At 62.3% G+C, this 26,928-nt stretch carries 26 protein-coding genes; 10 read left to right on the top strand and 16 right to left on the bottom strand.

Annotation, left to right across the window (positions count from 1 at the left end; translation table 11 throughout):
* Positions 1-24 precede the first annotated feature (24 nt).
* Both ACZYHG_RS14710 and carB read left to right on the top strand, forming a co-directional pair.
* The gene (locus tag ACZYHG_RS14710; protein WP_464614399.1) at positions 25-915 is read left to right on the top strand and encodes an SH3 domain-containing protein; all 891 of its coding nucleotides are present in this window, start codon (positions 25-27) and stop codon (positions 913-915) included.
* Between the two features lie 214 nt (positions 916-1,129).
* Positions 1,130-4,633, top strand: coding sequence for a carbamoyl-phosphate synthase large subunit (carB, locus tag ACZYHG_RS14705; protein ID WP_464614398.1), 3,504 nt, complete (start codon positions 1,130-1,132; stop codon positions 4,631-4,633).
* Between the two features lie 83 nt (positions 4,634-4,716).
* On the opposite strand, the gene ACZYHG_RS14700 is transcribed toward carB, so the two are convergent.
* The 9 genes from ACZYHG_RS14700 to ACZYHG_RS14660 all read right to left on the bottom strand — a co-directional run bounded on the left by ACZYHG_RS14700 (position 4,717) and on the right by ACZYHG_RS14660 (position 12,140).
* Positions 4,717-6,594, bottom strand: a complete 1,878-nt coding sequence (locus ACZYHG_RS14700; protein WP_464614397.1) for a DUF262 domain-containing protein — start codon at positions 6,592-6,594, stop codon at positions 4,717-4,719.
* A 156-nt stretch (positions 6,595-6,750) separates the two neighbouring features.
* Positions 6,751-7,143 carry a RidA family protein gene (locus ACZYHG_RS14695; RefSeq protein ID WP_464614692.1) on the bottom strand — a complete coding sequence of 131 codons (393 nt, stop codon included), beginning with the start codon at positions 7,141-7,143 and terminating at the stop codon, positions 6,751-6,753.
* 226 nt (positions 7,144-7,369) lie between these two features.
* A complete protein-coding gene (locus ACZYHG_RS14690) occupies positions 7,370-7,834 on the bottom strand; it encodes a cupin domain-containing protein (RefSeq protein ID WP_464614396.1) in 465 nt (154 codons plus the stop codon).
* A gap of 143 nt (positions 7,835-7,977) precedes the next feature.
* The gene (locus tag ACZYHG_RS14685) at positions 7,978-8,529 is read right to left on the bottom strand and encodes a DUF4142 domain-containing protein (protein WP_464614395.1); all 552 of its coding nucleotides are present in this window, start codon (positions 8,527-8,529) and stop codon (positions 7,978-7,980) included.
* Between the two features lie 70 nt (positions 8,530-8,599).
* The gene (locus ACZYHG_RS14680) at positions 8,600-9,343 is read right to left on the bottom strand and encodes a DUF899 family protein (protein ID WP_464614394.1); all 744 of its coding nucleotides are present in this window, start codon (positions 9,341-9,343) and stop codon (positions 8,600-8,602) included.
* 134 nt (positions 9,344-9,477) lie between these two features.
* Positions 9,478-9,903, bottom strand: a complete 426-nt coding sequence (locus ACZYHG_RS14675; RefSeq protein WP_464614393.1) for a lysozyme inhibitor LprI family protein — start codon at positions 9,901-9,903, stop codon at positions 9,478-9,480.
* A gap of 109 nt (positions 9,904-10,012) precedes the next feature.
* On the bottom strand, positions 10,013-10,531 hold the full coding sequence (locus ACZYHG_RS14670; RefSeq protein ID WP_464614392.1) for a phage tail protein: 519 nt from the start codon (positions 10,529-10,531) through the stop codon (positions 10,013-10,015).
* Positions 10,532-10,683: 152 nt separating this feature from the next.
* Positions 10,684-11,172, bottom strand: a complete 489-nt coding sequence (locus tag ACZYHG_RS14665; RefSeq protein ID WP_464614391.1) for a GNAT family N-acetyltransferase — start codon at positions 11,170-11,172, stop codon at positions 10,684-10,686.
* Between the two features lie 5 nt (positions 11,173-11,177).
* On the bottom strand, positions 11,178-12,140 hold the full coding sequence (locus ACZYHG_RS14660) for a transglycosylase SLT domain-containing protein (RefSeq protein ID WP_464614390.1): 963 nt from the start codon (positions 12,138-12,140) through the stop codon (positions 11,178-11,180).
* Between the two features lie 171 nt (positions 12,141-12,311).
* On the opposite strand from ACZYHG_RS14660, the gene ACZYHG_RS14655 reads away from it, so the two are divergent.
* Positions 12,312-12,881: a methylated-DNA--[protein]-cysteine S-methyltransferase gene (locus tag ACZYHG_RS14655; RefSeq protein WP_464614691.1), complete on the top strand. Its 570-nt coding sequence runs from the start codon at positions 12,312-12,314 to the stop codon at positions 12,879-12,881.
* A gap of 120 nt (positions 12,882-13,001) precedes the next feature.
* Here the strand turns inward: ACZYHG_RS14655 and ACZYHG_RS14650 are convergent, their stop codons facing one another.
* Entirely contained in the window at positions 13,002-13,904 is a 903-nt protein-coding gene (locus ACZYHG_RS14650) for an MBL fold metallo-hydrolase (RefSeq protein ID WP_464614389.1), read from the bottom strand.
* Positions 13,905-14,068: 164 nt separating this feature from the next.
* Between ACZYHG_RS14650 and ACZYHG_RS14645 the strand changes: the two genes are divergently transcribed.
* Positions 14,069-14,959, top strand: coding sequence for a LysR family transcriptional regulator (locus ACZYHG_RS14645; RefSeq protein ID WP_464614388.1), 891 nt, complete (start codon positions 14,069-14,071; stop codon positions 14,957-14,959).
* A 69-nt stretch (positions 14,960-15,028) separates the two neighbouring features.
* Here the strand turns inward: ACZYHG_RS14645 and ACZYHG_RS14640 are convergent, their stop codons facing one another.
* Positions 15,029-15,355 carry a hypothetical protein gene (locus ACZYHG_RS14640; RefSeq protein ID WP_464614387.1) on the bottom strand — a complete coding sequence of 109 codons (327 nt, stop codon included), beginning with the start codon at positions 15,353-15,355 and terminating at the stop codon, positions 15,029-15,031.
* A gap of 277 nt (positions 15,356-15,632) precedes the next feature.
* Here ACZYHG_RS14640 and ACZYHG_RS14635 point away from each other — a divergent pair, with 277 nt between their 5' ends.
* Both ACZYHG_RS14635 and ACZYHG_RS14630 read left to right on the top strand, forming a co-directional pair.
* Positions 15,633-15,845, top strand: a complete 213-nt coding sequence (locus ACZYHG_RS14635) for a cold-shock protein (RefSeq protein ID WP_010910991.1) — start codon at positions 15,633-15,635, stop codon at positions 15,843-15,845.
* A gap of 247 nt (positions 15,846-16,092) precedes the next feature.
* Positions 16,093-16,293 (top strand): hypothetical protein, encoded by a 201-nt coding sequence (locus ACZYHG_RS14630; protein ID WP_464614386.1) that lies wholly within the window; start codon positions 16,093-16,095, stop codon positions 16,291-16,293.
* 153 nt (positions 16,294-16,446) lie between these two features.
* Here the strand turns inward: ACZYHG_RS14630 and ACZYHG_RS14625 are convergent, their stop codons facing one another.
* From ACZYHG_RS14625 to ACZYHG_RS14615, 3 genes are all read right to left on the bottom strand, one after another.
* Complete coding sequence (locus ACZYHG_RS14625; RefSeq protein WP_464614385.1) at positions 16,447-17,055, bottom strand: glutathione S-transferase family protein; 609 nt, start codon at positions 17,053-17,055, stop codon at positions 16,447-16,449.
* Between the two features lie 83 nt (positions 17,056-17,138).
* Positions 17,139-18,008, bottom strand: a complete 870-nt coding sequence (locus ACZYHG_RS14620; protein WP_464614384.1) for an EAL domain-containing protein — start codon at positions 18,006-18,008, stop codon at positions 17,139-17,141.
* Positions 18,005-18,895: an EAL domain-containing protein gene (locus ACZYHG_RS14615; protein WP_464614383.1), complete on the bottom strand. Its 891-nt coding sequence runs from the start codon at positions 18,893-18,895 to the stop codon at positions 18,005-18,007. Before ACZYHG_RS14615 ends, ACZYHG_RS14620 begins: the two co-directional genes overlap by 4 nt.
* Positions 18,896-19,112: 217 nt before the next feature.
* Between ACZYHG_RS14615 and ACZYHG_RS14610 the strand changes: the two genes are divergently transcribed.
* Positions 19,113-20,315: a pyridoxal phosphate-dependent aminotransferase gene (locus tag ACZYHG_RS14610; RefSeq protein ID WP_464614690.1), complete on the top strand. Its 1,203-nt coding sequence runs from the start codon at positions 19,113-19,115 to the stop codon at positions 20,313-20,315.
* Positions 20,316-20,376: 61 nt separating this feature from the next.
* Here ACZYHG_RS14610 and ACZYHG_RS14605 read toward each other — a convergent pair whose 3' ends face one another.
* Positions 20,377-21,909: an MFS transporter gene (locus ACZYHG_RS14605; RefSeq protein WP_464614382.1), complete on the bottom strand. Its 1,533-nt coding sequence runs from the start codon at positions 21,907-21,909 to the stop codon at positions 20,377-20,379.
* Positions 21,910-22,003: 94 nt separating this feature from the next.
* Positions 22,004-22,399 carry a (R)-mandelonitrile lyase gene (locus ACZYHG_RS14600; RefSeq protein WP_464614381.1) on the bottom strand — a complete coding sequence of 132 codons (396 nt, stop codon included), beginning with the start codon at positions 22,397-22,399 and terminating at the stop codon, positions 22,004-22,006.
* 234 nt (positions 22,400-22,633) lie between these two features.
* On the opposite strand from ACZYHG_RS14600, the gene ACZYHG_RS14595 reads away from it, so the two are divergent.
* From ACZYHG_RS14595 to ACZYHG_RS14585, 3 genes are all read left to right on the top strand, one after another.
* A complete protein-coding gene (locus tag ACZYHG_RS14595) occupies positions 22,634-22,813 on the top strand; it encodes a hypothetical protein (RefSeq protein WP_464614380.1) in 180 nt (59 codons plus the stop codon).
* Between the two features lie 5 nt (positions 22,814-22,818).
* Entirely contained in the window at positions 22,819-24,162 is a 1,344-nt protein-coding gene (locus ACZYHG_RS14590) for a putative bifunctional diguanylate cyclase/phosphodiesterase (protein WP_464614379.1), read from the top strand.
* 196 nt (positions 24,163-24,358) lie between these two features.
* Complete coding sequence (locus ACZYHG_RS14585; RefSeq protein WP_027030547.1) at positions 24,359-26,410, top strand: elongation factor G; 2,052 nt, start codon at positions 24,359-24,361, stop codon at positions 26,408-26,410.
* Positions 26,411-26,928 lie beyond the last annotated feature (518 nt).

Genomic DNA, 26,928 nt, shown 5'->3' with positions numbered 1-26,928 from the left:
CAATTGATCGCCGACAGCCAAGTGATGAGACGCCCAATTGCGTTGCGGGCAGCGCTCTACGCACTGATCGCCGCTCCGTCGTTGCTGACTGCGTCTACGGCCGTTGTCCCTGCCCATGCCGAAGACACACCCTTCATTTCCGTCGTCTCCGGCCTAGCGCCCGACGACCTGCTCAATGTCCGCGCCAAGCCCTCGCCGATCGGCAAGACCGAGGCCCGCATCGCCAATGGTGCGAGCGTCACCAACCTCGGCTGCAACGACATTGACGGACATCAATGGTGCAAGATTGTCTCGGACAATCCGAAAGTCACTGGCTGGACCCCGGCGCGTTATCTCGTTCCCGTCAATCCGGCACCCGTGCCAGACACCGACCAGCCGGCGGAAGCACAGGCCGCGACCCCTGCCAAGTCCGGCCAACCGCCGCCCGACCTGACGGCGCGGCTCGGCGATGTGGCCCGTCCGGCCGCTCCGGAAACGCCAGCGAAATCCGCCGCCGCCACCGCAATGCAGGATGCCTATGGCCTGGCACTGGCGGCGGCCGCAACCCCGTCGAGCGGAAACAACCCCGCAGCGCCCGCCCAGGATGCCGCCGTCGACACCCAGACCGTCGCCGACCTGCCCCCGCAGCCCGCAGCTCTTGCCCCGGGTAGCGTGGAGGTCCCTTGCGCGCGCTATGTCGGCCAGCCGATGGAGCGATGTGCGGCGACCGTCGTGCACAAAGGCAAGGACAAGGCCGACATCACCGTGACCTGGCCCGATGGCGGCAGCCGCGTCATCTCCTTCAACGCCGGCATGCCGGCCGGCTCGGACGCCCGCGGCGATTTCCGCTTCACCCGCGAGGGCAGCCTGAACCTGATCCGCGTTGGCGTCTCCGAACGCTTCGAGATCACGGATACCATTGCGTTTAGGGACTAGGTGTCGGGACGACGGCAGTAGGGCTTGGGCAGTAGGGCTTGCCTACTGCCCAATCCTCATTGCCTACTGCCCAATCCCTCATTTTCGGGGTTACATCATCCAAAACTCTTCCCTATAAGGCCCTCCTAGCCTGATACCAGAATCGCGAGCACAACCGGCCGGGTCTTCCCGTCCCGGTTTTTTGTGCAAGCCGCCCGCCAAACGGAACTTCGCCATGCCAAGACGCACTGACATCAAGTCGATCCTGATCATCGGGGCCGGCCCCATCGTCATCGGCCAGGCCTGCGAGTTCGACTATTCCGGCACCCAGGCCTGCAAGGCGCTGAAGGAAGAGGGTTTCCGCGTCATCCTGGTCAATTCCAACCCGGCCACCATCATGACCGACCCGGAACTGGCCGACGCCACCTATATCGAGCCGATCACGCCGGAAGTCGTCGCCAAGATCATCGCCAAGGAACGGCCGGACGCGCTGCTGCCGACCATGGGCGGCCAGACCGCGCTGAACACCGCTTTGTCGCTGCGCCGCATGGGCGTGCTCGAGCGCTACAATGTCGAGATGATCGGCGCCGATGCGACCGCCATCGACAAGGCCGAGGACCGCGCGCTGTTTCGCGAGGCGATGAAGAAGATCGGCCTGGAAACGCCGAAGTCGATGCTGGCCAACGCCACCGACGTCAAGAACACCGACCGCAAGACGCATGAGGCCGAGCGCGCCGCCGTCAAGGCCGAGAAGCCGGCCGATCTCGACGCCGCGCTCGACGCGCTGGAAACCCGCTGGAACCTCGGCGAAGGCGACCGCAAGCAGCGCTACATCAGCCACGGCATGGCGATCGCCGCCCAGGCGCTCGACCATGTCGGCCTGCCCGCCATCATCCGCCCGTCCTTCACCATGGGCGGCACCGGCGGCGGCATCGCCTACAACCGCGCCGAATTCTACGACATCGTCCAGTCCGGCCTCGATGCCTCGCCGACCACCGAAGTGCTGATCGAGGAAAGCGTGCTCGGCTGGAAGGAGTATGAGATGGAGGTCGTCCGCGACAAGGCGGACAATTGCATCATCGTCTGCTCGATCGAGAACATCGACCCGATGGGCGTCCACACCGGCGATTCCATCACCGTCGCCCCTGCGCTGACGCTCACTGACAAAGAATACCAGATGATGCGCAACGCCTCGCTCGCGGTGCTGCGCGAGATCGGCGTCGAGACCGGCGGCTCCAACGTGCAGTTCGCCGTCAACCCGGCCGATGGCCGCCTCGTCGTCATCGAGATGAACCCGCGCGTCTCGCGCTCGTCTGCTCTGGCCTCCAAGGCGACCGGTTTCCCCATAGCCAAGATCGCGGCCAAGCTGGCCGTCGGCTACACGCTGGACGAACTGGAGAACGACATCACCGGCGGCGCCACGCCCGCCTCCTTCGAGCCGTCGATCGATTACGTCGTCACCAAGATCCCGCGCTTTGCCTTCGAGAAATTCCCCGGCGCCGAGCCGGTCCTGACCACCGCGATGAAATCGGTCGGCGAAGTCATGGCCATCGGCCGTACTTTCCAGGAATCGCTGCAGAAGGCGCTGCGCGGGCTGGAAACCGGCCTCACCGGCCTCGACGAGATCGAGATCCCCGGCCTCGGCTATGGTGCCGCGACCGCCAACCATGCCGACGACCGCAACGCCATCCGCGCCGCTTTGGGCACGCCGACGCCGGACCGGCTGCGCATGGTGGCGCAGGCGATCCGCATGGGCACCTCGCTCGAAGACGTGCACGCCATGTGCAAGATCGACCCGTGGTTCCTCGAACAGATCGCAGGCATCGTCGCCATGGAAGCCCGCATCCGCGAGCACGGCATTCCTGGGGACGCCGTCAATCTGCGCATGCTGAAGGCCATGGGTTTTTCGGATGCCCGCCTGGCGTCGCTGACCAAGACCGACGCGGACGTGATTGCGAAGATCCGCGACAAGCTGGACGTCCATCCCGTCTACAAGCGCATCGACACCTGTGCGGCCGAATTCGCCTCGCCCACCGCCTACATGTACTCGACCTATGAAGTGCCCTTTGCCGGCGCGCTGGCCAACGAGGCACAGGTCTCGTCGCGGAAAAAAGTCGTCATCCTCGGCGGCGGCCCGAACCGCATCGGCCAGGGCATCGAGTTCGACTATTGCTGCTGCCATGCCGCCTTCGCGCTGCGCGACGCCGGCTATGAAGCGATCATGATCAACTGCAACCCCGAAACGGTCTCGACCGACTACGACACATCGGACCGGCTCTATTTCGAGCCGCTGACGGCGGAAGACGTGCTGGAGATCCTGCGCGCCGAGCAGGCGTCGGGCGAACTGGTCGGCGTCATCGTCCAGTTCGGCGGCCAGACGCCGCTGAAGCTGGCGGATGCGCTGGAAAAGGCCGGCATTCCGATCCTCGGCACCTCGCCCGACATGATCGATCTCGCCGAAGACCGCGACCGCTTCCAGAAGCTCCTGCATAAGCTCGGTCTCAGCCAGCCGAAGAACGGCATCGCCTATTCGGTCGAGCAGGCCCGCCTCGTTGCCGGCGAGCTCGGCTTCCCCTTGGTGGTGCGCCCATCTTACGTGCTCGGCGGCCGCGCCATGCAGATCATCCATGATGAGGGCATGCTGCAGAGCTACCTGCTCGACACCGTGCCCGGCCTGGTGCCGGAGGACATCAAGCAGAAATACCCCAACGACAAGACCGGCCAGATCAACACGCTGCTGGGCAAGAACCCGCTGCTTTTCGACACCTATCTCTCGGGCGCCATCGAGGTCGATGTCGACTGCCTCTGCGACGGCAAGGCGACCTTCGTCTCCGGCATTCTGGAGCACATCGAGGAGGCCGGCATCCATTCAGGCGACTCGGCCTGCTCGCTTCCGGTTCACTCGCTGCCTTCGGAGCTGGTCGACGAACTGGAGCGCCAGACGGCAGCCCTGGCCCGCGCGCTCAATGTCGGCGGGTTGATGAACGTGCAGTATGCGATCAAGGACGGCACGGTCTATGTGCTGGAGGTCAACCCGCGCGCATCGCGCACCGTGCCCTTCGTCGCCAAGACCATCGGGCGTCCCATCGCGAAAATCGCCGCCCGCATCATGGCCGGCGAGACGCTGGAAGACGCCTTCGCCCATTATGGCGCCATGCCCGATGCCCGCAATCCCGGCCACATCGCGGTCAAGGAAGCCGTCTTCCCCTTCGCCCGCTTCCCCGGCGTCGACATATTGCTCGGACCGGAAATGCGCTCCACAGGCGAGGTCATGGGCCTCGACCGCGACTTCGCGCTGGCCTTCGCCAAGAGCCAGCTAGGCGCCGGCGTCGACCTGCCGCGCTCCGGCACGCTGTTCGTCTCGGTGCGCGACGAGGACAAGAAGGGCATATTGCCCGCAGTCAAGCGCCTGGCCGGCCTCGGCTTCAAGGTGCTGGCCACCTCAGGCACCGCCCGCTTCCTCGCCGAAAACGGCGTCGACGCGCAAAAGATCAACAAGGTCCTGGAAGGCCGCCCCCACATCGAAGACGCCATCCGCAACCGCCAGGTGCAGATCGTCTTCAACACGACGGACGGCCAGAAGGCGGTATCGGACTCCAAGTCGCTGCGCCGGGCAACGCTGATGCAAAAGGTGCCGTATTATACGACGCTGTCCGGGGCGGCGGCGGTGGCCGAGGCGATTGCGGCGCTGAAGGCAGGGAGCCTGGAGGTCAGGCCGCTGCAGGAGTATTTTGCTTAGAAGATTGGCTCTCTTCTCCCTGTTCAACAGGGGGAATGTGCCGGCAGGCCAGAGGGGAGTGCTGTCCCGCCAACCCGCAGCCCCTAGGCAGGCATCTGACGTGGCCACAGATGTAGTGCCTTTGAAAACAGTCGTTTACTGCGGAGTAAAATCGCTTCTTCGTCCCAAAGAAGAGCTTCATGAAGTTCCTGATTTATCGGCAGGAGAGAATATTTCAACAACTCTGGCTTTTTGTCAGACCACGCGGAATTGGACACAGCCGAATTCAAGGCTTGCGTCATAATCGTCAAATTTCCGATAGTCTGAACGAGCGAATTTCGGGTCCTCGTCGCTACTGCGATCTTACTATCTGGCGGAGCGTCGAAGAGTTCGTGCTCAGTCAACCCTACATCCCCCGAGGATACGGGCCAATTTTCGATCCAGCTCTGCGGCATAATATGTTCAACCGTAAGCGGGCCTTTGACGTCGATATCCTCGACTTTTGTTCCACGATATAGAGCATCTATACGCTTTAATATATAAGTTAGGCGTGGATTGTTAAGTTGATTATATATCTCTTTAGACTCCCAGGCGGAATAAAAGGTATCATCACCAGGCCACTCAGCCGAGTCTCCCTTAAGTTCAGATAGGTATTGGATCACAGACTGTACAGATATACCGTCTCGCCTAAGATTTCTGGTAAGATTAAGAAAAACTCTGTTATAATTTTTGTTACTCATACCACAGACAGCACGACGTATTAAATACGACTCCATAATTTTGCATATGCTATAAAATACTTCCGCATCAACATCCTGCTCGAGCAGGAACAGCATCAACGGATATGCGGTTCCGATATCAAAAGCGTTCAGCAGTGCGGCAAGAGCCGAATATGGGTGACCGGCATCGGCTCTCAGCAATCGACCAAAATTGTCGCGTGCGATTGCAAGAGCATTCAATTCGCTTTCGACGGTAGAAAATGGCCTAGTCTTTTCAATCCAGTGCCGATACTCCATATAAAGATGAGTGATTGGAATATCTCTAGTTTGCTGGCTCGCCAAAAAATGCTGCATGAGCAAATCACTGCGGGGCCTATTTATACGTCCCTGGCTTACCGCCTCACGCCAAAACTGTTCGTCAAACGGAGCCCAGTATTTAATATACAAGGCCTCCTGCGACTCATTTTGGCGACCTGCTCGTAGGAAAATATAATTTCTCAGTAGATCAGCAGGAAGAAGAGGCTGACCGCGGGCATTTAGCGTCTCAAAAATAACCTGAGCGTCGTCGCCATGCTCAAGATCGATAGCGACCACCAAAAGAGCGTTTCTAAGGGCCTGAAAACAAGTCTCCAACCGCATCTCAACGGGAATCTCGGCATAGATAGGCTCGTCAACAATGGATCCAGCAAAAAATTCTTCGATCTGCTCATAGAAAAATATGTAGCAATCAACAATACGAGGGCGCGGATCCGCCTTTCTAGCGTATTTTCTAAATGTAAGAGGGTACAACTTTTTGATATTTTCAGGCGACCCAGCTCCTACAACATCTTTAAATGGCTTTCGATCAAGCTGAGTTGGCCAAACTTTAAATTTATCAACCTCAGGGTCGGGCATCATTCCTTTATTCAGCGTAAAATTTTGACATTCTTCAGCAAGAGCTATCGCGCCAACTGCGTTGCAATAGTCACGAAAGGCGACTAAAAATATTTGAAGCGTCGTAAGGCGTTGCTGTCCGTCAATAACCATTCGGCGCTCAACGTGAGTTGCCGGGGTCTGTTTTTGATCGAGGACTATCGCACCAAGAAAATGCACTGGGGAATCTGTCCTTCCCTCAAGGTATTCAACAAACTTCCGTTGAATATCCTCCCAGAGAGGTTCCCATTGCTGGTCAGAATTCCAAACATATTGACGCTGAAAAAGTGGCACTTCAAGTCGCATCTTCTTTTCGAAGAGCGCCACCAGTGGAATTGCATTCGCCTTCACTAAATACCTCCCAAAAACAGATGTGAGAGGTTACCCGCGTGCTTGTACATAAATCCACCAAAAACTTGTTTTCTGATCAAAATAGAACGGGAGATGGCTTTCCAGCTTTTTCAAGCTGCAGGTCAGCGTCAAATGTAATCGCCTAGCCTGCACCCCTCACGCCACCGCCACACACTCAATCTCAATATCAAACTCCATCGGCCAGGACGCCACCGGCACAAAACTCCGCGCCGGCGGGTTCACGTTGAAATACTTGGCATAGACCCGGTTGATGGCGTTGTAGAAGCCGGAATTGACGGCGTAGATGCGCACCATCACCACGTTTTCCAGCGAGGTGCCCGCCGCTTCCAGGCAATGTTTCAGCGCCTTCAGCGATGCCTCGGTCTGCGTTTCGATGTCGCCGCGCACCATCTCTCCGGTCACCATGTCCACCGGCGGCGTCGCCGAGATGAACACGAAGCCGTTGGCTCTCACCGCCGTCGAGCAAGGCAAGCCGAGTGCGCGCACCTTGGCCGACATGACGGGTACTTCGATGACTTCTTTTTTCATGGTGATGCTCCGTTGGTTTGCACGGAGCTTATCGCGGTGGCCGACGAACGCCAGCGCCTCTTCCTTCTCCCCTTGCGGGAGAAGGTGGATCGGCGCGCAGCGCCGATACGGTTGAGGGGTGTTCCAGCGGAGTGAGGCGTTGGTGTTCCCTGGAGCACCCCTCATCCGACCTCGCTTCGCGAGGCCACCTTCTCCCACAAGGGGAGAAGGAAGAACGGCGCCTTGCTCACCCCTGCCCCGGATAAGGCGTGCCGTCCTTATGCAGGAACCGCCCATCCCTGCTCGGGCTCATCATGTCGATATCGGAGCACGTGATGACATCGTCAGGGTTGCGCGAGCCGACCTCCAGATAGAGCGCCGTGACCGACGACCGGTTGATCATGTGATGGCCATTGCCGCTGTTTTTGGCGAAGGCAGCACTATCGCCTGCCTTGAGCAGCGTCTCGCCGCCATCCTCGACCAGCGTCAGCTCGCCTTCCAGCACATAGACGAGCTCGTCCTCATGGCTGTGCCAGTGGCGCTGGCTCGACCAGCCGCCGGGCGGCAGTGTCATCAGGTTGACGCCGAAATCACTGAGGCCGCCGGCGTCGCCCAGGCGCCGGCGGGTGCGGGTGGCGCAAGGGGCGTCGAAGGGCGTGGGGTAGCCGGAGCCTTGGCGGATGGGCACGGTGGCAAGGTCGATCTTGGGCATGGGTGGCTCCATGGGTTGGTGGCGACAGTTTAGGGCAAGGCGGACGCAGGCACAGAGCCACTTTGCGTCAATGGTTTGCCAACGGTAGGTATCGGCCGTCGCGCCGTAGGGCGCCGACTCCGCCCAACCAGCCCCGCGCTCCCCTAATGCAGCGCCGCCACATCCTTCAAATGCATCTCGTGCATCTTCAGCGTATCCAGCGTCTTCTTGGCGAACTCCTTCAGCGCCGGGTCGTCGCCGGACTGGGCGTAGGTGGAGAACATCGCCACCGCCTGCTTGTGCGCCTGTGTCTGCAAGGTGATGTATTTGGCCTGGAACGCATCGCCATTCATCGCCTTGAGCTGGTCGAGCATCGCTTGGTCGTTGGGCAGCAGTGGCTGGCCTTCCGGCGTCACCGATGCCGTGGTCTGGCTCTTTTCCAGCGCGGCCTTGAAGTCCTGGCCGGCCTTGGTGTGATCCTTGACCATCAGCTCGGCGAAGTCCTTCACATCGGCCGCGACGCCCTTCTTCAAGGCCAGCTTGCTGCTGTCGATCTCGAAGCGGTTGGCACTGACCAGCGTTTTGGTGAAGGTGTCGGTGTCGACCTTGTTCTCCGACACCGGCGGTACGCCGCTGGATGGAGCGGCCTGCTGGGCAAAGGCGGACGGCGCGCCGGCCATTAGGGCCAGCAGGGCAATGGCAAGATGCGGTCTCATGATGTTCTCCGTGACGGTGTCCTCGAAGGCCCAACGCGGCAGAGGCGGCGAGGTTGCCCAGCGATAGCCCTCAATGACAGCACCCCGCCCCATACTGCAGCTGCTCGTGCCAATCCGGCCTTCCCTGCGGGGTAAAATCCATCAGGTTCCAGAGGATCTCGCAGGTGCCTATGGCGCGCGGGTCCTGGCCTGGCTCGGGCGGTGCGAAGCCGAGTTCGGATGACCAGAAATGGCGAATGCCCTCACCGTCGCGGTGGAACACCGACAGCAGCGGCATCTGCGCGCCGTCTGCGTCCTCGGCGTTGTAGTCGCGCTTGAAGCTGTTGTTGGCCGACGACACCAGCCGCATGTTGCGCCAGCCGCGATCCCGGCCCAGCGTAACCAGGTTTTCCAGCGCGGTTTTCGCCACGACTGCGAAGTTGAAGCCGGCCGCTTCCAGATGCCCAACGGCGCCATCGAGCTGGTCGAGCAGCGCCGTGCAGGATGGGCATGGCTGGTCCGGCCGGGCGAGCTTCGCGGTCTCGCCGCCCGCCGCCACGTCGCGCGTCTCCTGCGGATGGCGTGGAAACATCATCTGGTAGAGGATCAGCGAATCCTTGCCTGGCGCGAACAGCTCCGACAGTTTTGTCCTCGCCGGCTTGGCGTCGGCATCCAGCGCATCGAAGACATAGTCCTGGCGGATCAGCCCGCCCGGCGGCAGTGCGCGGCGCGCCTCGGCCACGGCTTCCATGGCGCGGCGCAGTTCGATTTCCTTCTTCAAGAGCTTTTCGCGGGCGGTGCGATATCTGGCGGATTCGTTGGGAAAGGTGATCATGATCGGCTCCTTGGGTCCGCGCGCCGGCGTCCCGGCACGGTTGTTCTACGACCCAAGGACGTTTGGCCGCGACCGGTTCCCGACATTTTGCACACGACGACATCGGACAAGGCGGTGGAAAAAGCGGACGACGGCTACGGCGCCGCTGGCACCGGGCAGTCCAGGACGCCTTCCTCGCAATGGAGATAGTTCTGAAAATCCTTCAGCCTGAGGTTGGTCAATCCCGCCTGACAATTGGCGACCACCATCGGACGGACGCTGCCGGCGGTTTCGGGCGGGCCGCCCTGGAAGTTGCATTCGGCGTCGCGGAACGCGACCCAGGCGCGCTGCGCATCGACCAGCAGCTTCTTCGAACCCGCATTGTCCTTCAGCCTGTCCATGATCTGCTTGTAGGCCTCGTTGAGCTTCTTGTCGGCGGCATCGAAATCCTTGCCGGCGCATGCGTCGAGCGTGGCCTGATCCGACGCGTTGGCGCAGTCGTCGGCTGCATGCGCCACGCCGGCAAAGAGCGGAGCGGCAAGGATCAGGGTGGCAAGGCTGGAGCGCAGAAGCCGCATCATGTTTCCTCCGGTTTCAGTCGAGACGAAGCTTACCGGACAGGAAACCTCGGACAAGGTCGGCCTTGGGTTTTGTGGGGCGGTTTCTTTCCGGCCACCAGCAATCGGCCGGTCACGGCGGATCGATGAATCCCATCTCGGTCGGCTCGACAACATCCGTGTCGCGTTCCCAGCCCTCATTCTCCAGTTTCATGCTCTGGATCGCCACCGCATTGGCGTTGGCATCGAGCTCGGGCAGCATCTGCACCTCCGAAGGCCAGCAACGGTAGATTTTGTAGGCAAGCGCGAGCTGGCCGGCTTCGTTGTGAAACTCAAGGACGAGATCCTTGCGGAAATCCCTGAGCGAGATATCGCCGCCGGCCTGCAGGTCCCAGACCTTGTTGGCCCAGCGCTCGAATTCGAGATCGTGGGTCACGCCGCGCTCGATGGTGATTGGCTCGAAGCGGGTGATGCCGGGCGATTTGCGGGTTGTGCCGGCCTCGCCACCGTCGCGATGTTCGACGACATCGGTGGTGCGTTTCAAGGCGCTGATCTTGGAAATGCCGGCGACATAGCGGCCGTCCCATTTCACCCGAAAACGATAGTTCTTGTAAGGGTCGAAACGCTGCGGATTGACGGTGAATGGCGGCATTTCAAAGCTCCTCCTGGCCCGTCCCATCCGCATTGTCGGCCAGGTGTCGGCCGCGTGCAAGCGTCCGGATCGTTCAGGAACGGTCGACAGGGAGCCGACGAATTGCATGATGACGACGAGGTCGTCGATTGATCGCCTTCAGCGAGCGCTTCTTACCCAGCCCAGTCCACCTCGAACATGCCGAGCCGGTCGTAGAGCCGCACGGCGGCGGCGTTCGCGACCGTATTGGTCTTCAGGTCGACATGGGCGGCAGCCCGGTCGCGGAAGGTGGCGAAGGCGTGCCACAGCAGCGCCTCGCCAATGCCCTTGCCACGCGCCTCGGGATGAACGGCGAAATCCTTGATGAAAGCGCTCGTCCAGCACAGCGCTGCCGCCGCCAGCCGCCCCTTGGCGTCGATGACGAGGAAACACAGCGCCGGGTCGAATTCGGGATCGTCTGATATGCGCGGCCACCACTCGTCGAACGGGCCATCGGTGCCGTCGTCGAACACTTCGCTCAGCAACGCATGCAGGGGCAACGCGTCACCGGGCTCGAGCGAGCGCATGACAAAGCCATCCGGCCAGTGCGGTGCAATGAGTGTCTCGTCGAGGATCTTGCGCAGCCGGATGTCGTTGAGGGCCGGCGGGCGCGGTTCGGGCATCGCGCTCAGGCGTCAGGCTGCAGGCGGTGCCGCTTGCGGTCGGTTCCGAGGCCAGTCGCCTCGAGCAGGCCCTTGCGCTTGGCGTCAAAGTAATAGCCGGTCTGGTAGAGCCAGTCGGCCTTCTTGGCGTTGCCCTCGGCCACCAGCCAGGCGCCACGCAGATACTTGACCGCGTATTTCAGATTGGTCTCGGCATCGAACAGGCCCTTGGGCGGCCCGTCATAGCCCATGCCGCGCGCCGTCGCGTGCTTGATCTGCATCAGCCCCCAATGGCCATTGTTGTAGGCCTTGGGGTTGTAGGTGCTCTCGCGGTTGACGACATGGCGCACCAGATCGACCGGCACCTGGTAAAGCGCCGCGTATTTGACGATCAGCCGGTCAACATCGCCGCGCGCGCCGGTGTGGCCTTGTTCCGCTTCCGCCGAGGCTATCGGACCAACCGGCGCGGACGGGAACTGCACCAGGGCAGCCGGATTCTGCGGCATGACATAGGCCACCTGCTGCACGCCGGGCAGTTTCTGGCCACCTCTGGCAACAGCCGGCATCACGATACCGGCTGTCGTATAGGTCTCGGCTGCTGCGACGACGGGCTTACCGGCGCGCGCCGGCGCGGGCGCCTGCCAGGCATTGGCGGTCATCACAGCGGGCACGGCCGGTGCGGCTGGCGTCGAACCGGCAAAGGCGGCCGTTGCGGCTGCCGGTTGGGCGGCGGCGTCGAGCGGCGCGGCGGTCGGGCCAGGTGTCAGTTCGGCGGTCTGGACGGGGGCGATGCCCGAGGATTGCGGCAGCACCGAAACCGTCTCCGGAAGCGGTATCGTGAAGCCGGCATCGCTGCCTGCAGCGGTCGCGGTTTCGGTCAGCGAAGGCGCGGTCTTCATCTGCGAGGTCGAGGTGCAGCCGCTGATGCCGGCCGCCGCCATGATCAGGCCGATCGCGATAAGGGTATGTTTTGCTGGCAAGCCGCGCACGGGTCCGGTTCGTCGGGTGTTAATAAATCCCTTACACCAGCGATTCAGGGCGGGCAATCGGGGCCATCAGGTGGTTTTCGGGTGGCGGGACTCGGGCCGAACTGCCATATTGTTCTCCATATGTACCAGCGCAAATGCCGGTTTTCGCCACTTTGCGGAAAGGAACGCATGATGGAAACGACAGCTTCGATCACAGCCGGCCACGCAGTGTTAGAAACAGTGATCGGCTTCATGGGCATCGCCTGGAGCGAAAAGGGCCTGATCCGGCTCTGCCTGCCCGAACGCAGCCGCGAAGCGGTGGAGCGGCGGCTGATGCGCCACGCCGGCGTTTCGGCCAATACCGAGCAGCCGCAATGGGTGGTCGAGCTCATCGCCTCGATCCAGGCCTACGCCTCAGGCGAGGACGTCGATTTCTCCAGCGTGCCGGTCGATCTCGACGGCGTCGACGATTTCCGCCTCGCCATCTACGACGCGGCGCGGAAGCTCGCCTATGGCGAGACAACGACCTATGGGGAACTCGCCAAGCGCGCCGGCCAGCCCGGCTTGCCGCGCGAGACCGGTGCTGCCCTTGGCGCCAATCCGGTGCCGCTGGTCATCCCGTGCCACCGCATCATGGCTGCCGGCGGCAAGATCGGCGGTTTCTCCGCTCCCGGCGGCTCCGTCACCAAGGAAAAGATGCTGGCCATGGAAGGCGTGCGCGTCGGCCCACCGCCGCCGGCGCAGGTTTCGTTCGGGTTCTGAACCGCCGGCGCCGACGCTGCCCTTCCGCCTCGCTCCATTCGACGTCTGGGGAAAGAACGGCCGAAAGATTACGGCCGTTCTCCTTGGAGGCTGCGGATCAGGTCGAGGTTCGTCGCTAGGTCAGTCCCACTTCATCTCGCCCTTGGCGACCTTGGATCCGATATCGAGGGCGACGCCCATACCGAGGCCGGGGAAGCGGGCCTCCATGGCGGCCTTTAGCGCGGCGCTGTCGGCCGCCTTGCTCAGTTCGTCCTCGAAGGCGACGAGATAGGTTTTGGTGAATTCCACGGCTGAAGGACCGGTCTCACCATCGGGCGTCATATGGCCAGGCACCACGACGGCCGGGTGGCGGGCGGCAATCGCATCCAGCGTCTTGACCCAGGCGGCGCGGCTTTCCCTGGTCTGCGTGTCGGCGGTCCAGACATAAACACCGGCAAAGATCATCACACCACCGAACACGGCGTTGAGCGACGGCACGAACAGGTACCGGCGGTTGGCGAGTCCTTCTTCCGCATTGACGATCTCGATCGTCTCGCCGTCGACACTCAGCGTTGGGCCGTCGAATGCTTCGGGCAGCACGATGTCGGACAGCGCCTGGGGGCCGTTTTCCTTAAGTTGCGGGCCCCAGACCGCGAGCTTTTTCTCCACGCTGCCTTTGATGGCGTCGAGCGTGGCGGAGGCAGCAATCACTTTTGCCTCCGGGAAGGCTTCCCGCACCGGCTTCAGGCTGAAGTAGTAATCGGGATCGGACTGGCTGACATAGATGGTGGTCAGCTTCTTGCCGGTGGCCTTGATGGCCTCGGCGAGCGCCTTGCCGTCCGGATAGGTGAAACCGCCGTCGATCAAAAGGGCTTCGCTCGGCCCCGACAGCAGCACCGGCGCGCGGAAGAAACCGTTCGGACCCGCGGGGAAGTGTTTCCAGTCAAGCTTGCTGCCGGCGGCTTGGCCGCGCCCGGCGGAAGCGAAGACGGCGGCTACGCCAACGGCCAATGAGGTCTTGATGATCTGTCTTCTCGTGAACATGGAACAGCTCCTCGAATGATTGGGATCGGGTCGCGCTGGCAATCCGCGGGTCCGCCGCCGATTGAGAGAACGGTGAGGAAAGTAGCTCCGCCGGATTAATTGATAAATTGCCTGCAATAATACAGACTGTATGCCATAAGCCTACAATCAACCAAAGGCGTCCCGTGGAACCAATCAACCTCAACCGCCTCGCCTATTTTGCTACCGTCATCGACGCAGGCTCGTTTACCCGGGCAGCCGAGCGACTTGGCATCACGAAAGCCGTCGTCAGCCAGCAGGTCGCTCGCCTTGAAGCCGAGCTGCAGACCACGCTGCTCGTGCGCACGACGCGGAGGCTCGAGCCGACCGAAGCAGGCCGTCTTTTGCATGCACGTTGCGTTCTGATCCTGCGGGACGTTGAAGAGGCCGTGGCCGAGGTTGGCGAGGGCAACACCGAAGTGGCCGGCGTGCTGCGCGTTTCTGCGTCCAATGACTATGGCGCTATCGTGCTGGCCCCGATCGCCGCCCGCTTTCGGCAGAAATTTCCGGCCTGCGGCGTCGAACTGTTCATTTCCGATGCAATCATTGATTTGATCGGCAACAAGATAGACCTGTCCATCCGGGTCGGCTGGCTGGAAGACTCCAGCCAGCAGGCGCGGCGCATCGGCACGTTCCGGCAAATCCTGGTCGCATCGCCGGATTTCGCCGCCGGGGTCAAGGCAGACGAACCGGAAGACCTTTCTTCCTTGCCGCTCGTTGCCAATTCCGTCCTTCGCAAGCCGTTCACCTGGAGCTTCAGCCGAGGCGATTTCGAGCGGCGCACCATCACCATGCGCGAGACGTTCTCCATCAACTCGACCCCGGCGGTCCTGGAAGCGACGCTTGCCGGCGGCGGACTGGCGGTTCTGCCGGACTATCTGGTCACCGACTATCTGTCGCAGGGCCGTCTCGTCCACATGCTCCAGGACTGGGCGCTGCCCTCCGGCGGCATTCACGTGGTCTACCCGCCCGCGCGCTTTCGCCCGCAGAAGGTGACGCGATTCGTGTCCATGCTCATGGAACAGATTCGCGACTGAATGCACATGCTGCCGAGAGGCGCGGTTGTTCGGTTAGGCGGTCGGCTTCCGGTGCGGTCGATGCCTGGCCTAGTGGTGGTGGAAGAACCGCCGGCGGAAATGCTCGTTGTCGGGCCGCTTGCAGTTATAGACCGGGCAGGACTTGGTGTCGGCGCTCGGCACATAGGCGCGCGTCCTCACCTCGCCCATGGTGCAGAATTGCTGGCTCTGCACATAGCGGTCGTAGAGCGGCAGTCCCGGTACGCGCGTCGACTGGTAGCGCAGGATGACCGCGCCCTGGCGCGCGATCGTCGACTGCACCTTGCCGCAGCTCATATGCGTGGGGTCATAGCGCGAGATTGCCTGCGCCTCGGCGGCCACCAGCGTAAGACAGGCGGCAAGCACAATGGTTTTCATGGATCCCTCCCTGCGGATCGCACGCGCCTGGCCTGCGATCCTGATGCCACGCTTTTACCAGATTGGGGCAATCATTGGGCAACCCTTTGATCACAGCCCTTTCACGCAGTCTTGTTTTTTGTGCGAAAGCAGCCTATATCAGCCCCATTGATATTTCGGCCGATCGATCCGGGCCTCGCGATAATCGCGTTTGCTGACGTCTATCTCCAAAATCTCGATGCACACCGGCTGGACCTCGGTCCGGTCAATCTAAAGCAAATGTGAAGGACTATCTAAAATGGCAACTGGAACGGTCAAGTGGTTCAACGCCACCAAGGGCTTCGGCTTCATCCAGCCTGACGCGGGCGGCGCGGACGTTTTCGTCCACATCTCCGCTGTCGAGCGCGCTGGACTGTCGACCCTGGTCGAAGGCCAGAAGATCAACTTCGAGATCGAGCAGGACCGCCGCACTGGCAAGTCGTCCGCTGGATCTCTGAGCAAGGCAGCCTGATTTTGCGAACAGCGCGCGCCGGACGAGAGTTCGGGGCGCGCGGCAAGTCACGGATGTACTGACAGTCGCGCGAGAAGCGTGCTGGAGCGGAAAGACCCGACAAGCTGGATCAGCAGATAGCTGCCAGCCCGGACCGAACGCTCCCGATCAGGCTACCAAGCATGGGAAGGCGGGATTTATCCCGCCTTTTTTGCGTTTGGGGTTTGGCTACTTCGCTTTGCGAGCCCGATCATGTTATTTTCAATTCATGACTAAGCTCGAACAGATCGAAAGATCCATCGCAGCCCTGAGTCCCAAAGAACTGAAAGCCTTTGCCAAATGGTTCGAGGCGTTTCAGGCAGACGTATGGGACAAGCAGATCGAGGCCGATGCAAAGGCAGGTCGACTGGACGCGTTTGCCGAAAAGGCGTTGGCCGAGGTTCGAGCCGGAAACTTTCGACGTCTTTAGCCGCAGCGCCGAGACCTTTTCAAGAATTCGCTCTGGCGAGTCAGATAGCGTGGTTTTCGAGAACCGGAGCGGAGCGTACATTCAAGTACGTGAGCACCGGAAGCGCAGAAAACCGCGCTAGGTGGCCGCCGGAGTAGAATTATTGAGAAGGTCTCAACCCACCCACCCGATCGGCACATGCCCCGGATCCGCTTCCACCCGGCCAAGCCAGTCCACGACAGCCGGATAGGCGTCGAGCTGGAAGCCGCCCTGCTCGGCCGTATGCGTGTAGGCATAGAGCGCGATGTCGGCGACGCTGAAGGCGCTTCCGGCGAAGAAGGCGTTGGTCTCCAGATATCTGTTCATCACGCCGAGCGCCTTGTTGCCGCGCTCCAGCGTCACCGCCAGCCGCTCGGGCGTCGCATCCCCGGCGCGTTCGGGAAAGGTCAGCAGCGCCTTGCGCACGGCGATATAGGGCTCGTGGCTGTACTGCTCGAAGAACAACCATTGATAGGCAAGCCCGCGCTCATACCTGTCCGTCGGCAGGAAGCGCGTGCCTTCGGCGATATAGAGCAGGATGGCGTTGGATTCTGCCAGAAGCCGACCGTCGTCGAGCTCGAGCAGCGGCACCATGGCGTTCGGGTTCTTGGCGACAAAATCGGCCTTTCGCGTGTCGCCGGTATGCGAACTCACCTCGATCGTGGTGAAGGCGAGGCCAAGCTTGGCCATCAGCAGGCGCGGCTTGTAGCAATTGCCGCTGTCGATCATGCTGTAAAGTATCATGGACGGTCCCCGCAGCGCTGCCTTCTGCAGGCAAGTATCGCAACGGCGGCGTCCTCAACCAATGATTTGTTTTGGCGCGACCATCAGCGCCGCTGATGCAAAGTCCTGGCAAAGAGGGGCACGACCTTGTTGTCGAAGCCCAGCAGCGCGTCGATCATCAGCGGCTCTTCATTGAAGATCGTCCCGGCCAGCGCCGGCCGGGCCAGAAGAAAGCCCTGCAGCAGGTCGACGCCGCCTTCCAGCGCGACGCGCAGATGGACGGGCTGCTCGATGCCTTCGACCAGCACCTTGGCGCCACGGTCGTGCAGGCTCGACACCAGCGGGCGGAAGAACCGCTCGGCGGCGGCGTGGCGGCAGAATTCCGCGAACCAGCCGCCATCGATCTTCACGATATCGGGCTGGAGCAGGCTCACCCGCTGCTCGGTCGAATGACCGGTGCCGAAATCGTCGATGGCGATGCGGATGCCGTCGCGCCGCATCTCGCGCACCAGCCGCACCAGAAGCGCATCGTCCGCCGCCTGTTCGGTGATTTCGCAGACCAGCATGCGCGGAGCCAGTCCGAGCTCGCCCAGATGCCGGCTCATCAGCCGGATCTCGGCCAGCGCCCGCCCGGGATGGTCGTTGATCATGGGATTGTAATTGAAGAACAGATCGAGCCCGTCGACACCGATGTTGCGGAAATTCCTGAGATGCAGCACCCGGCACATGGTCTCGACAAACAGCCGGTCCGACGCGGCGATGCTTTCAAAGAACACCTGCGGCGACAACGGCCGGCCGGCACGGTGCGGCTCGATCAGGCCCTCGACCGCCACCGCCTGCAACGTGCCGCCATGCGGCGCGAAGATCGGCTGGTAGGCGCTGCGCAGGCGGAAGTCGCCAAGGATACCATATTCGATGCCGATCTCGTCGGCGAAGATCGCATCGCTGGCATTGCGCCGCCGCTCCAACCTCATGGCGCGACCCGGCGCCCGAAGGCCTTTGCCGGTCTCGTCGCATGCGGTGCGGCCGGGTGCGCCGGTGCGGCGGTGGCGGGAACGGCTTGCGGCGTGGTCTTGCCGAAAACGCGAAAACTGGTCGGCGCCAGCTCCGGCCGCGCCAAGACGAAACCCTGGACCATCGAAGCGCCGGATTTTTCGGCGAGTTCCAGTTGCCACCCTTCCTCGATGCCCTCGAACACCGTGCGGATGCCCTGCCCTTCGAAGGTCTTCACCATGGAGGTCAAAAGCGCGAAGCCGGCGCCGGACTCCATCAGCTGGTTGATCCAGGTGGCGTCGAACTTGACGATGTCGGGCTTCAACTCCTTGATACGGTGGATGTCGGAATCGTCGGCGCCATAGTCGTCGACGGCAATGCGAAAACCGTTGCCCCTGAGTGCGGCGACGAAGCTATACAGCGTCTCCTGCGACGCCGACCGCTGCTCGGTCACCTCGCAGACCACGCGGCCCGGATCGATGCCGGCCTCGTGCAGCACCAGCCGCATTTCGCGCAAGGCATTGTCGGCGACCGATCGCTCGGTAAACACCGACGGATCGAAATTGACGAAGATCGACGCCTCCTGCGGCAGGCAGGCGCCGGCATTCAGCAGATGCAATGTCCTGGTCAGCGCCTCGACATGCAAGCGGTCGGCGGCCGGACAGGTCGAGAAGAAGGTCATCGGCGATTGTGGTTCGCCGTCACGGAACGGCCGGATCAGCCCTTCGAAGGCGGCAACCGACAGCTTGCCCTCCTTGAAGGCAAAGATCGGCTGAAAGGCACTTTGCAGCGTGTAGATGCCCCAGACACCGGACGAGGTGCCGTCATCATGACGGATGATATGGGCAAGCCCAATGCTGCGCGACACGGTTCCTCGCTCCGCGAACTGGCGGAATGGATGGCGATCCTGCCATGCAAGCCTCTACCGCCCGTTAATGAATTTAGTGTTGCCGATCACGCCGCATTGACCGTGCTGACCCACCTGGCCCAGCCGAGAAGGCTTGCACTGGCGGGAATCATGCGACATGAGAAGCGCCACGGCCGCTCCTGGCCGCGCCGATCTTCTCAAGGAGAGATATCTGGTCATGGCCTTCCTTGCCGACACCCTTTCCCGCGTAAAGCCTTCCGCCACCATCGCCGTGACGCAGAAAGCCCGCGAGCTGAAAAATGCCGGCCGTGACATTATCGGGCTGGGCGCCGGCGAGCCGGATTTCGACACGCCCGACAACATCAAGAATGCGGCGATCGAGGCGATCCGCCGTGGCGAGACCAAGTACCCGCCGGTTTCGGGCATCGTACCGCTGCGCGAGGCGATCGCGAAAAAGTTCAAGCGCGAGAACAATCTCGACTACAAGCCCGAGCAGACCATTGTCGGCACCGGCGGCAAGCAGATCCTGTTCAACGCCTTCATGGCGACGCTGAATCCCGGTGACGAGGTCATCATCCCCCGTCCCTATTGGGTCAGCTATCCCGAGATGGTGGCGATCTGCGGCGGCACGTCGGTGTTTGCCGACACCTCGATCGACAATGGCTTCAAGCTGACGCCGGCTGTGCTGGAAAAGGCGATCACGCCGAAGACCAAATGGCTCTTGATGAACTCGCCGTCCAACCCGTCGGGCGCCGCCTACACGGAAGCCGAATTGCGCGCGCTGGCCGACGTGCTGTTGAAGCATCCGCATGTCTGGACGCTGACCGACGACATGTATGAGCACCTGACCTATGGCGATTTCGTCTTCAAGACCATCGCCGAGGTCGAACCAAAACTCTACGAGCGCACGCTGACCATGAACGGCGTGTCGAAAGCCTATGCCATGACCGGCTGGCGCATCGGCTACGCCGCCGGTCCCGTACAGCTGATCAAGGCGATGGACATGATCCAGGGTCAGCAGACCTCGGGCGCCTGCACCATCGCGCAATGGGCCTCTGTCGAAGCACTCAACGGCCCGCAGGACTTCATCGCCAAGAACAAGGCGATCTTCCAGGGGCGGCGCGACCTTGTCGTCTCGATGCTCAACCAGGCGCGCGGCATCACGTGCCCGTCGCCGGAAGGCGCCTTCTACGTCTATCCGTCCTGCGCCCAGCTGATCGGCAAGAAGACAAAAGCCGGCAAGGTGATCGACACCGATGAGGCCTTCTGCTCCGAATTGCTCGAAGCCGAGGGTGTGGCGGTGGTGTTCGGCTCGGCTTTCGGCCTCGGTCCCAACTTCCGCATCTCCTACGCCACCTCGGATGCGCTGCTGGAGGAAGCCTGCACACGCATCCAGCGTTTTACCGCGTCGCTGACCTGATCAGCGCGGTTTGAGAACAGGAAAACCCGGCGTCACATGCCGGGTTTTTTGTCGGAGCCCCCTACGCCTGCTGCTTCGCCTCCCTGGCCGAACGCGCCTCGGCGGGCGCAAGTACAGCAATCAGCAATGCGGCGGTGAGGAACGCGCCGATCGCCGCCGTCAGCATGGCGGCATGGAAGCCGCCGGCATAGGCGACGGCGAACAGCTGATGCACGCCGCCCTCGCCCATCGCCGCGTCGGTCGCGAAATCATGCCGAGCGATGGCGGCGCGAGCCACCGCTTCGGCATTGGCGACGCCAGCATCACTGAGATATCCGGTCAAAAGGTTCGTCGCCCGCATGCTCATCAAGGCGCCGAGCAGCGCGATGCCGATGGCAAGCCCGCTCTGGCGGGTGGCATTGATGACGGCCGACACCATGCCCGAGCGCTCACGCGGTGCGTAGGACATGGCGGCAGCACTTCCGGTCGGGATCGCCAGCGAATTGCCGAGGCCGCCGATCGCGAACAGAGCGCATAGCGCCCAATAGGGCGTCGACGGTCCGGCCCAGCACATGCCGAGCATCGAGACGCCGATCAGCGCATAGCCCGCTGTCATCAGCGCCGAATGGCCATACCGGGCACTGAGCCTGCCGACAAAAGGCGATATGACCATCTGGACAACGAAGGCCGGTGCCATGCGCAGGCCGGTCTGTGTCGGCGACCAGCCCTGCACCTGCTGCAGGAACATCGAGAAGAAGAAGACGCTGGTGTAGGAGGTGAAGCCAAGCGCGAACGAGGCCACATTGGCGACGGCAAAGCGCACGTCGGCAAACAGGACAAGCGGCAGCATCGGCCGTGGCGTGCGCGCTTCGAAGCCAAGGAAGATCGCCAGGCCAACGACACCGGCGACAATGGCCGTGATGGTCCTGGGATCGTTCCAGCCGGTCTCGCCGGCCGAGATCAGGCCGAAGGTCAGCGCGCCGAGCCACAGGATCGAAAGCGCCAGGCCGACAAGGTCGAGATGGGCATGTTCGGGATGCGCCGTCTCGTCGATCGACACAGCGCCGAGCACGATCGTCACCAGGCCGAGCGGCAGATTGATCAGGAAGATGCTCTGCCAGCCGACCGTCTGCACCAGTATGCCGCCCAGCACCGGACCGACCAAAAGCGAAATGGCGGCGAATGAGGCCCAGCCGCCAATGACGCCGGCCCGCTCGCGCGGATCCGGGAAGGCCTGCGTCAGGATCGACAGCGCGCCCGGAATGAGCAGCGAGCCGGCAATGCCTTGCACCACCCGGCCGGCCAGCAGAGCCGGCAGGTTGGGCGCGATGGCGCAGATCAGCGAACCGGCAACGAAGATGCCGACACCCGCCAGCCACGAGCGCTTGCGGCCATAGCGGTCGCCGATCAGGCCCGACGACAGCATGAAGGCCGACAGGCACAGCGTATAGGCATCGACCACCCATTGCAGGCCGCCGAAATCGGTGTGCAGCGCCTGCTGGATGGTCGGCAGCGCGACATTGACGATGCTGACGTCGAGCAACGCGACGGAGGAGCCGAGATAGACGGCGGCGACGAGCGGCAAGCGGTTCTTCGGCATGGTCTGTCCAGACATTCAGATTTCGCAGCCATCTACGACGGCAGCGAACTCGCGGCAAACCTCTCGGCGTTGTTCCTTAGGATATTGCGGCCCGAATAAGCCGCAGCACTTAGCCGCCATATTGCTCAACGGTCACGGCTTCCAGCCAGTCGGCATGGACGCCGTCGAGCGCCTCCTGGATGGCGATATGCGTCATTGCTGTCTTCGGTCCGGCACCATGCCAGTGCTTCTCGCCGGGCGCGAACGAGATCACGTCGCCGGCCCTGATCTCCTGGATCGGGCCGCCCCATGTCTGGGCAAGCCCCGCGCCCGAGGTGACATAGAGTGTCTGTCCGAGCGGATGCGTGTGCCAATGAGTGCGCGCGCCGGGCTCGAAGCTGACCAGTGTCGCTCTCAGCCGCGCCGGCGCCTCCGTCTCGATGATCGGCGTCTGCAGCACCCGGCCGGTGAAATATTTCTCCGGCGCTATGATGGTCGGCACGCTGCCGCAAGCAATGATCTTCATCGTCTGATCCCAGAATTGGTGGTGAAGCGACCGGCGGCAAACGCCACTCAACGCATTCTCGGCCGATATCGATTCAGGTGCAACCGGCCCCTTCGCGCGCCGGTGCGAGACACGGGGTTTTCTTCTTAACCATGAACGGTCCACGGATCGCATCGCGAACGAAACAACGGCGAATTCAATGTCTTCTTAACGGCTGGCCTCTAGCCCTGTGCCTGCATTGCAGGGGGCGATGAGATGAGCATACTGGCGACGATCAAGGACCATAGCGGCCGTATCTACCGCGGCATCCAGGCCCTGCTTCTGCTCAGCATCGCCACTGCGGCACTCGGCGCCCTGGACATCTCGCGAAACCTGCCCCGGGCGGCGCCTTCACCATCTCGATCCTGGCCACCGGCCTCGCCTTGCTGGCGCTGATGTACATGCGCAGCAGCGTCGTCCATCGCTTGCGCTCGGCGGCCGCCGCCGAAGCGGAAAAACATCATTTCCTGACCCGGGACGTCATGACCGGAGCGATGACACGGCGCTACTTCCTCGAAGCGCTGCGCGACAGCCTGGGCACCATGCGCGACCGGCGCGAAGCGACCTTGCTGTTGATCGACGTCGATCATTTCAAGCAGCTCAACGACACGTTCGGCCATCAGTTCGGCGATCTCGCTTTGGTGCACCTGGTCAAGACGTCGGAGCGCATCTTCGCCGGCGGCATGGTCGGACGGCTCGGCGGCGACGAATTCGGCGTGATCATCCCGCACAGCGACCTCGCCGCCATCAACAAGGATATCAGGCAATTGCTTGATACGATGCGGGCCGGCAAATCGCATGAAGGCAAGACCATTCCGCTCTCCATCTCGGTCGGCGTGGCGCTGGCGCCGGCGCACGCCTCGAACACGATGGAACTGATGCTAGTGGCCGATTTGGCGCTCTACGAAAGCAAGACGGCGGGCCGTGGCCGCGTCACCGTGTTCGACGAGGAGATGCTGTCCGACAAGCGCTACCGCCGCCTGGTCGAGCGGGAATTGCGCGCGGCGGTGTATCTGGGCGAGCTCGAGCTGCACTACCAGCCGATCGTCAATCCGGACGCGTCGACTTATGCCTACGAAGGCCTGATCCGCTGGCGCCATCCGGTTCGCGGGCTGATCTCGCCGGCCGAATTCATCCCCATTGCCGAACGCTCGACGCTGATCGACATGCTCGGCGAATGGGTGTTCAAGCGGGCTTGCGCCGATGTCGGTCATTTCCCCGGCCGCCGCATCTCCATCAACGTCTCCGGCGAGCAGCTGAAGCGCGACGAGATCGTCACCATGTGCGACCGCGTGCTGAAGGAAACCGGCCGTTCGGCGGCGCAGTTCATCATCGAGATCACCGAGACGGTGGCGACCGCCGCCACGCCCGAAATCCTGCGGCGCCTCGAAGCGTTGCGTGGCCTCGGCTTCCACATCGCGCTCGACGATTTCGGCACCGGCCATTGCGGCTTCAACTATCTGAAAACCCTGCCCATCGACAGCATCAAGATCGATCGCTCCTACATATGCAGCCTTGCCCACGACCAGGTGGCGCAGATCTTCGTTTCGGCGCTGGCGCAGATCGCGCGCATCCAGGACGTCACCATCGTGGCGGAAGGCGTGGAGACGCAGGAAGAGTTCGCGCTGGCCAAGGCTGCCGGCTGCAACCGTTTCCAGGGCTATTTCTTCGGCAGGCCGGCGCCGCGTGACAAGGTTGGTCCCTTGCGGGCCGCCAACACCGAACCGCTGGCGCTCAGCGCCTGACGCAGCGCTGGAGCACGCCCGATTTCTATTTTCCTTGCCCTGCCGGCAAACAAGTGGGACGATGGTTTCGGGCAGGTGGCTGAAGAACCCCGCCCGCGACGGTCGAACAGGCCGGCCGCCGCTCAGGACCGATTGACCACGCCTGAACCATGCATGCCAGTCGGTCCCTAGGGAAACGCCTGAGTGGAGGTCAGTCATGGGTACTCGCGCCGGAGGACGACGCACGGGACCGAAATGCATTGCCATAGTCGGTCCCTTTGCCAGCGGTAAGACGACACTTCTCGAAGCCATATTGGCCCGTACGGGCGCCATTCCCCGACAAAATCCCGTTTCATCGGGCAGCACTGTCTCAGACCATTCGCCGGAGGCGCGCGCCCACGCCATGAGCGTCGAAGCGACGATAGCCACCACCGAATTCATGGGCGAGCAGATCACCTTCGTCGATTGTCCCGGCTCGATCGAATTCTCCTTCGAGGCCGAACCGGTGCTGGCCGCCTGCGATCTCGCGGTGGTCGTTGCAGAGGCCGACGAAAAGAAGATCCCTGCCCTGCAGCTCATCATGCGCAAGCTCGACGATCTCGGCGTCCCGCGCATCCTGTTTCTCAACAAGGTCGACAAGGCAATCGCAGGCGTGCGCGACACGCTGAAGATGCTGCAGCCAGCAAGCTCGGTGCCGTTGCTGCTGCGCCAGATTCCGCTGCGCAAGGACGGCATCGTCATCGGCTCGATCGACCTGGCGCTGGAGCGCGCCTACATCTACCGCGAATATGCCGAAAGCGAAGTGGCTCAGATACCGGGCGACGACAAGGCGCGTGAACTGGAAGCCCGCTTCTCCATGCTGGAAACCTTGGCCGACCATGACGACCAGTTGATGGAGCATCTGCTCGAGGAGATCGAGCCCCCGAAGGATGCGATATTCGACGACCTCGCCGCCGATCTGCGCGATGGCGCGGTGACGCCGGTGCTGATCGGCACCGCCGAGAAGGGCAATGGCGTGCTGCGCCTCTTGAAGGCGATCCGCCACGACGCGCCCGACATCGAGGCGACCCGCAAGCGGCTCGGCTTGGCCGATGGCACGGCCACCGTGGTCCAGGTGATGAAGACCATCCACACGCCGCATGGCGGCAAGCTGTCGGTGTCGCGCATCCTGTCCGGCCAGGTCGCCGACGGCGGGGAATTCTGGCTGCCTGGCGGCGACACCGCCAAGGTTTCCGGCATCTACAAGATGCTCGGCAAGGACCAGTTCAAGCTCACCGCCGCCAAGGCCGGTGACACCGTGGCGCTGGGCAAGCTGGACGAGGTCAAGACCGGCCAGACGCTGACCTCGGCCAAGGGCGGCACCAAACAGCTGTTCCAGTTCGAGCCGCCGCAGCCGGTCTTCGCCTTCGCCCTGCGCCCCAAGGAGCGCAAGGACGAGGTCAAGATGTCGGCCGCCATTCAGCGGCTGGCAGAGGAAGACCCTTCGCTCAGCCTGCGCCACAACCAGGACTCGGCCGAGACGGTGCTGTCTGGCCATGGCGAGATGCATCTGCGCGTCGTGCGCGAGCGGCTGGAGGGCAAGAACCAGATTCCGGTCGAAGGCCATGCCCCGGCGGTGCCCTATCGCGAGACGATCCGCAAACCGGCGCAACAGCGCGGCCGCCACAAGAAACAGTCGGGCGGTCATGGCCAGTTCGGCGATGTGGTGATCGAGATCAAGCCGCTGCCGCGCGGCTCGGGCTTCCAGTTTACCGACACCATCACCGGCGGCGTCGTGCCAAAGACTTACATCCAGTCGGTCGAAACAGGCGTACGCGACTACCTGAAGACCGGCCCGCTCGGCTTCCCCGTCGTCGACGTCGCCGTCAACCTGTCGGACGGCTCCTACCATGCGGTCGATTCCTCCGACATGGCCTTCCAGATGGCGGCGAAGCTGGCGATGAAGGAAGGCATGGCCGCCTGCTCGCCGGTGCTGCTGGAGCCGGTGATGAAGGTCGAGATCGTCACGCCGTCGGAAGCGACCTCGAAAATCATCGCACTCATCCCGCAGCGGCGCGGCCAGATCCTTGGCTATGACGCGCGCGCCGACTGGCCGGGATGGGATGTCGTCGAGGCGACCATGCCGCAAGCCGAGATCGGCGACCTGATCATCGAGCTGCGCTCGGCAACAGCCGGCGTCGCCAGCTATCGCGCCGCCTTCGACCACATGGCCGAACTCACCGGCCGTCTCGCCGACGAAGCGATGAACGCCAACGGCAAAGCAGCCTGATCTTCATCCCAAAAGCATGTCCCCTCGAACCTGGTTCGAGGGGACAAAACCAAAAACGACGCCCGGGGGGGCCGGACGCCGTTTTGTTTGCGGACCGTTTTCTTGGGAGGAAAAACGGCAGGTCCGCCGCATATACAGTCGCCGCGCTTTGGCGGAAAAAGGTTCGGACGCGGTAGCCGCCTGAGCCCGGGTCGTCCGAGTGATGCCCCCATCTCCCGTCCGAACCACACCGCGTCCTATGATCTGCTTAGCAGGTGGACGGCGTCCTTGTCATGTTACCAGAGGTTACATGTCACTGTTACGCGGCAATTCTGGTGAATTTCTTAGCCACCCCAGCAGGGTTGAGGCAACAAAAAAGCCGGATCAACGAAGATCCGGCTGAGTTTGATTGGAAGTGCCTGTTAAGGCTAACCTCCAGAGGGGAACACTCGAGGACGCTAATGGGAGGAGAACGCGTCCAAGAGATGATCTATATATCTGCTCATCATGCCCAAGAAACAAGCATCTATTTTGCAACA

It is taken from the genome of Mesorhizobium subarcticum (assembly GCF_055456085.1).
Note: the sequence above shows the minus strand (reverse complement) of the source record. Positions and strands in the feature narration are given on the sequence as shown.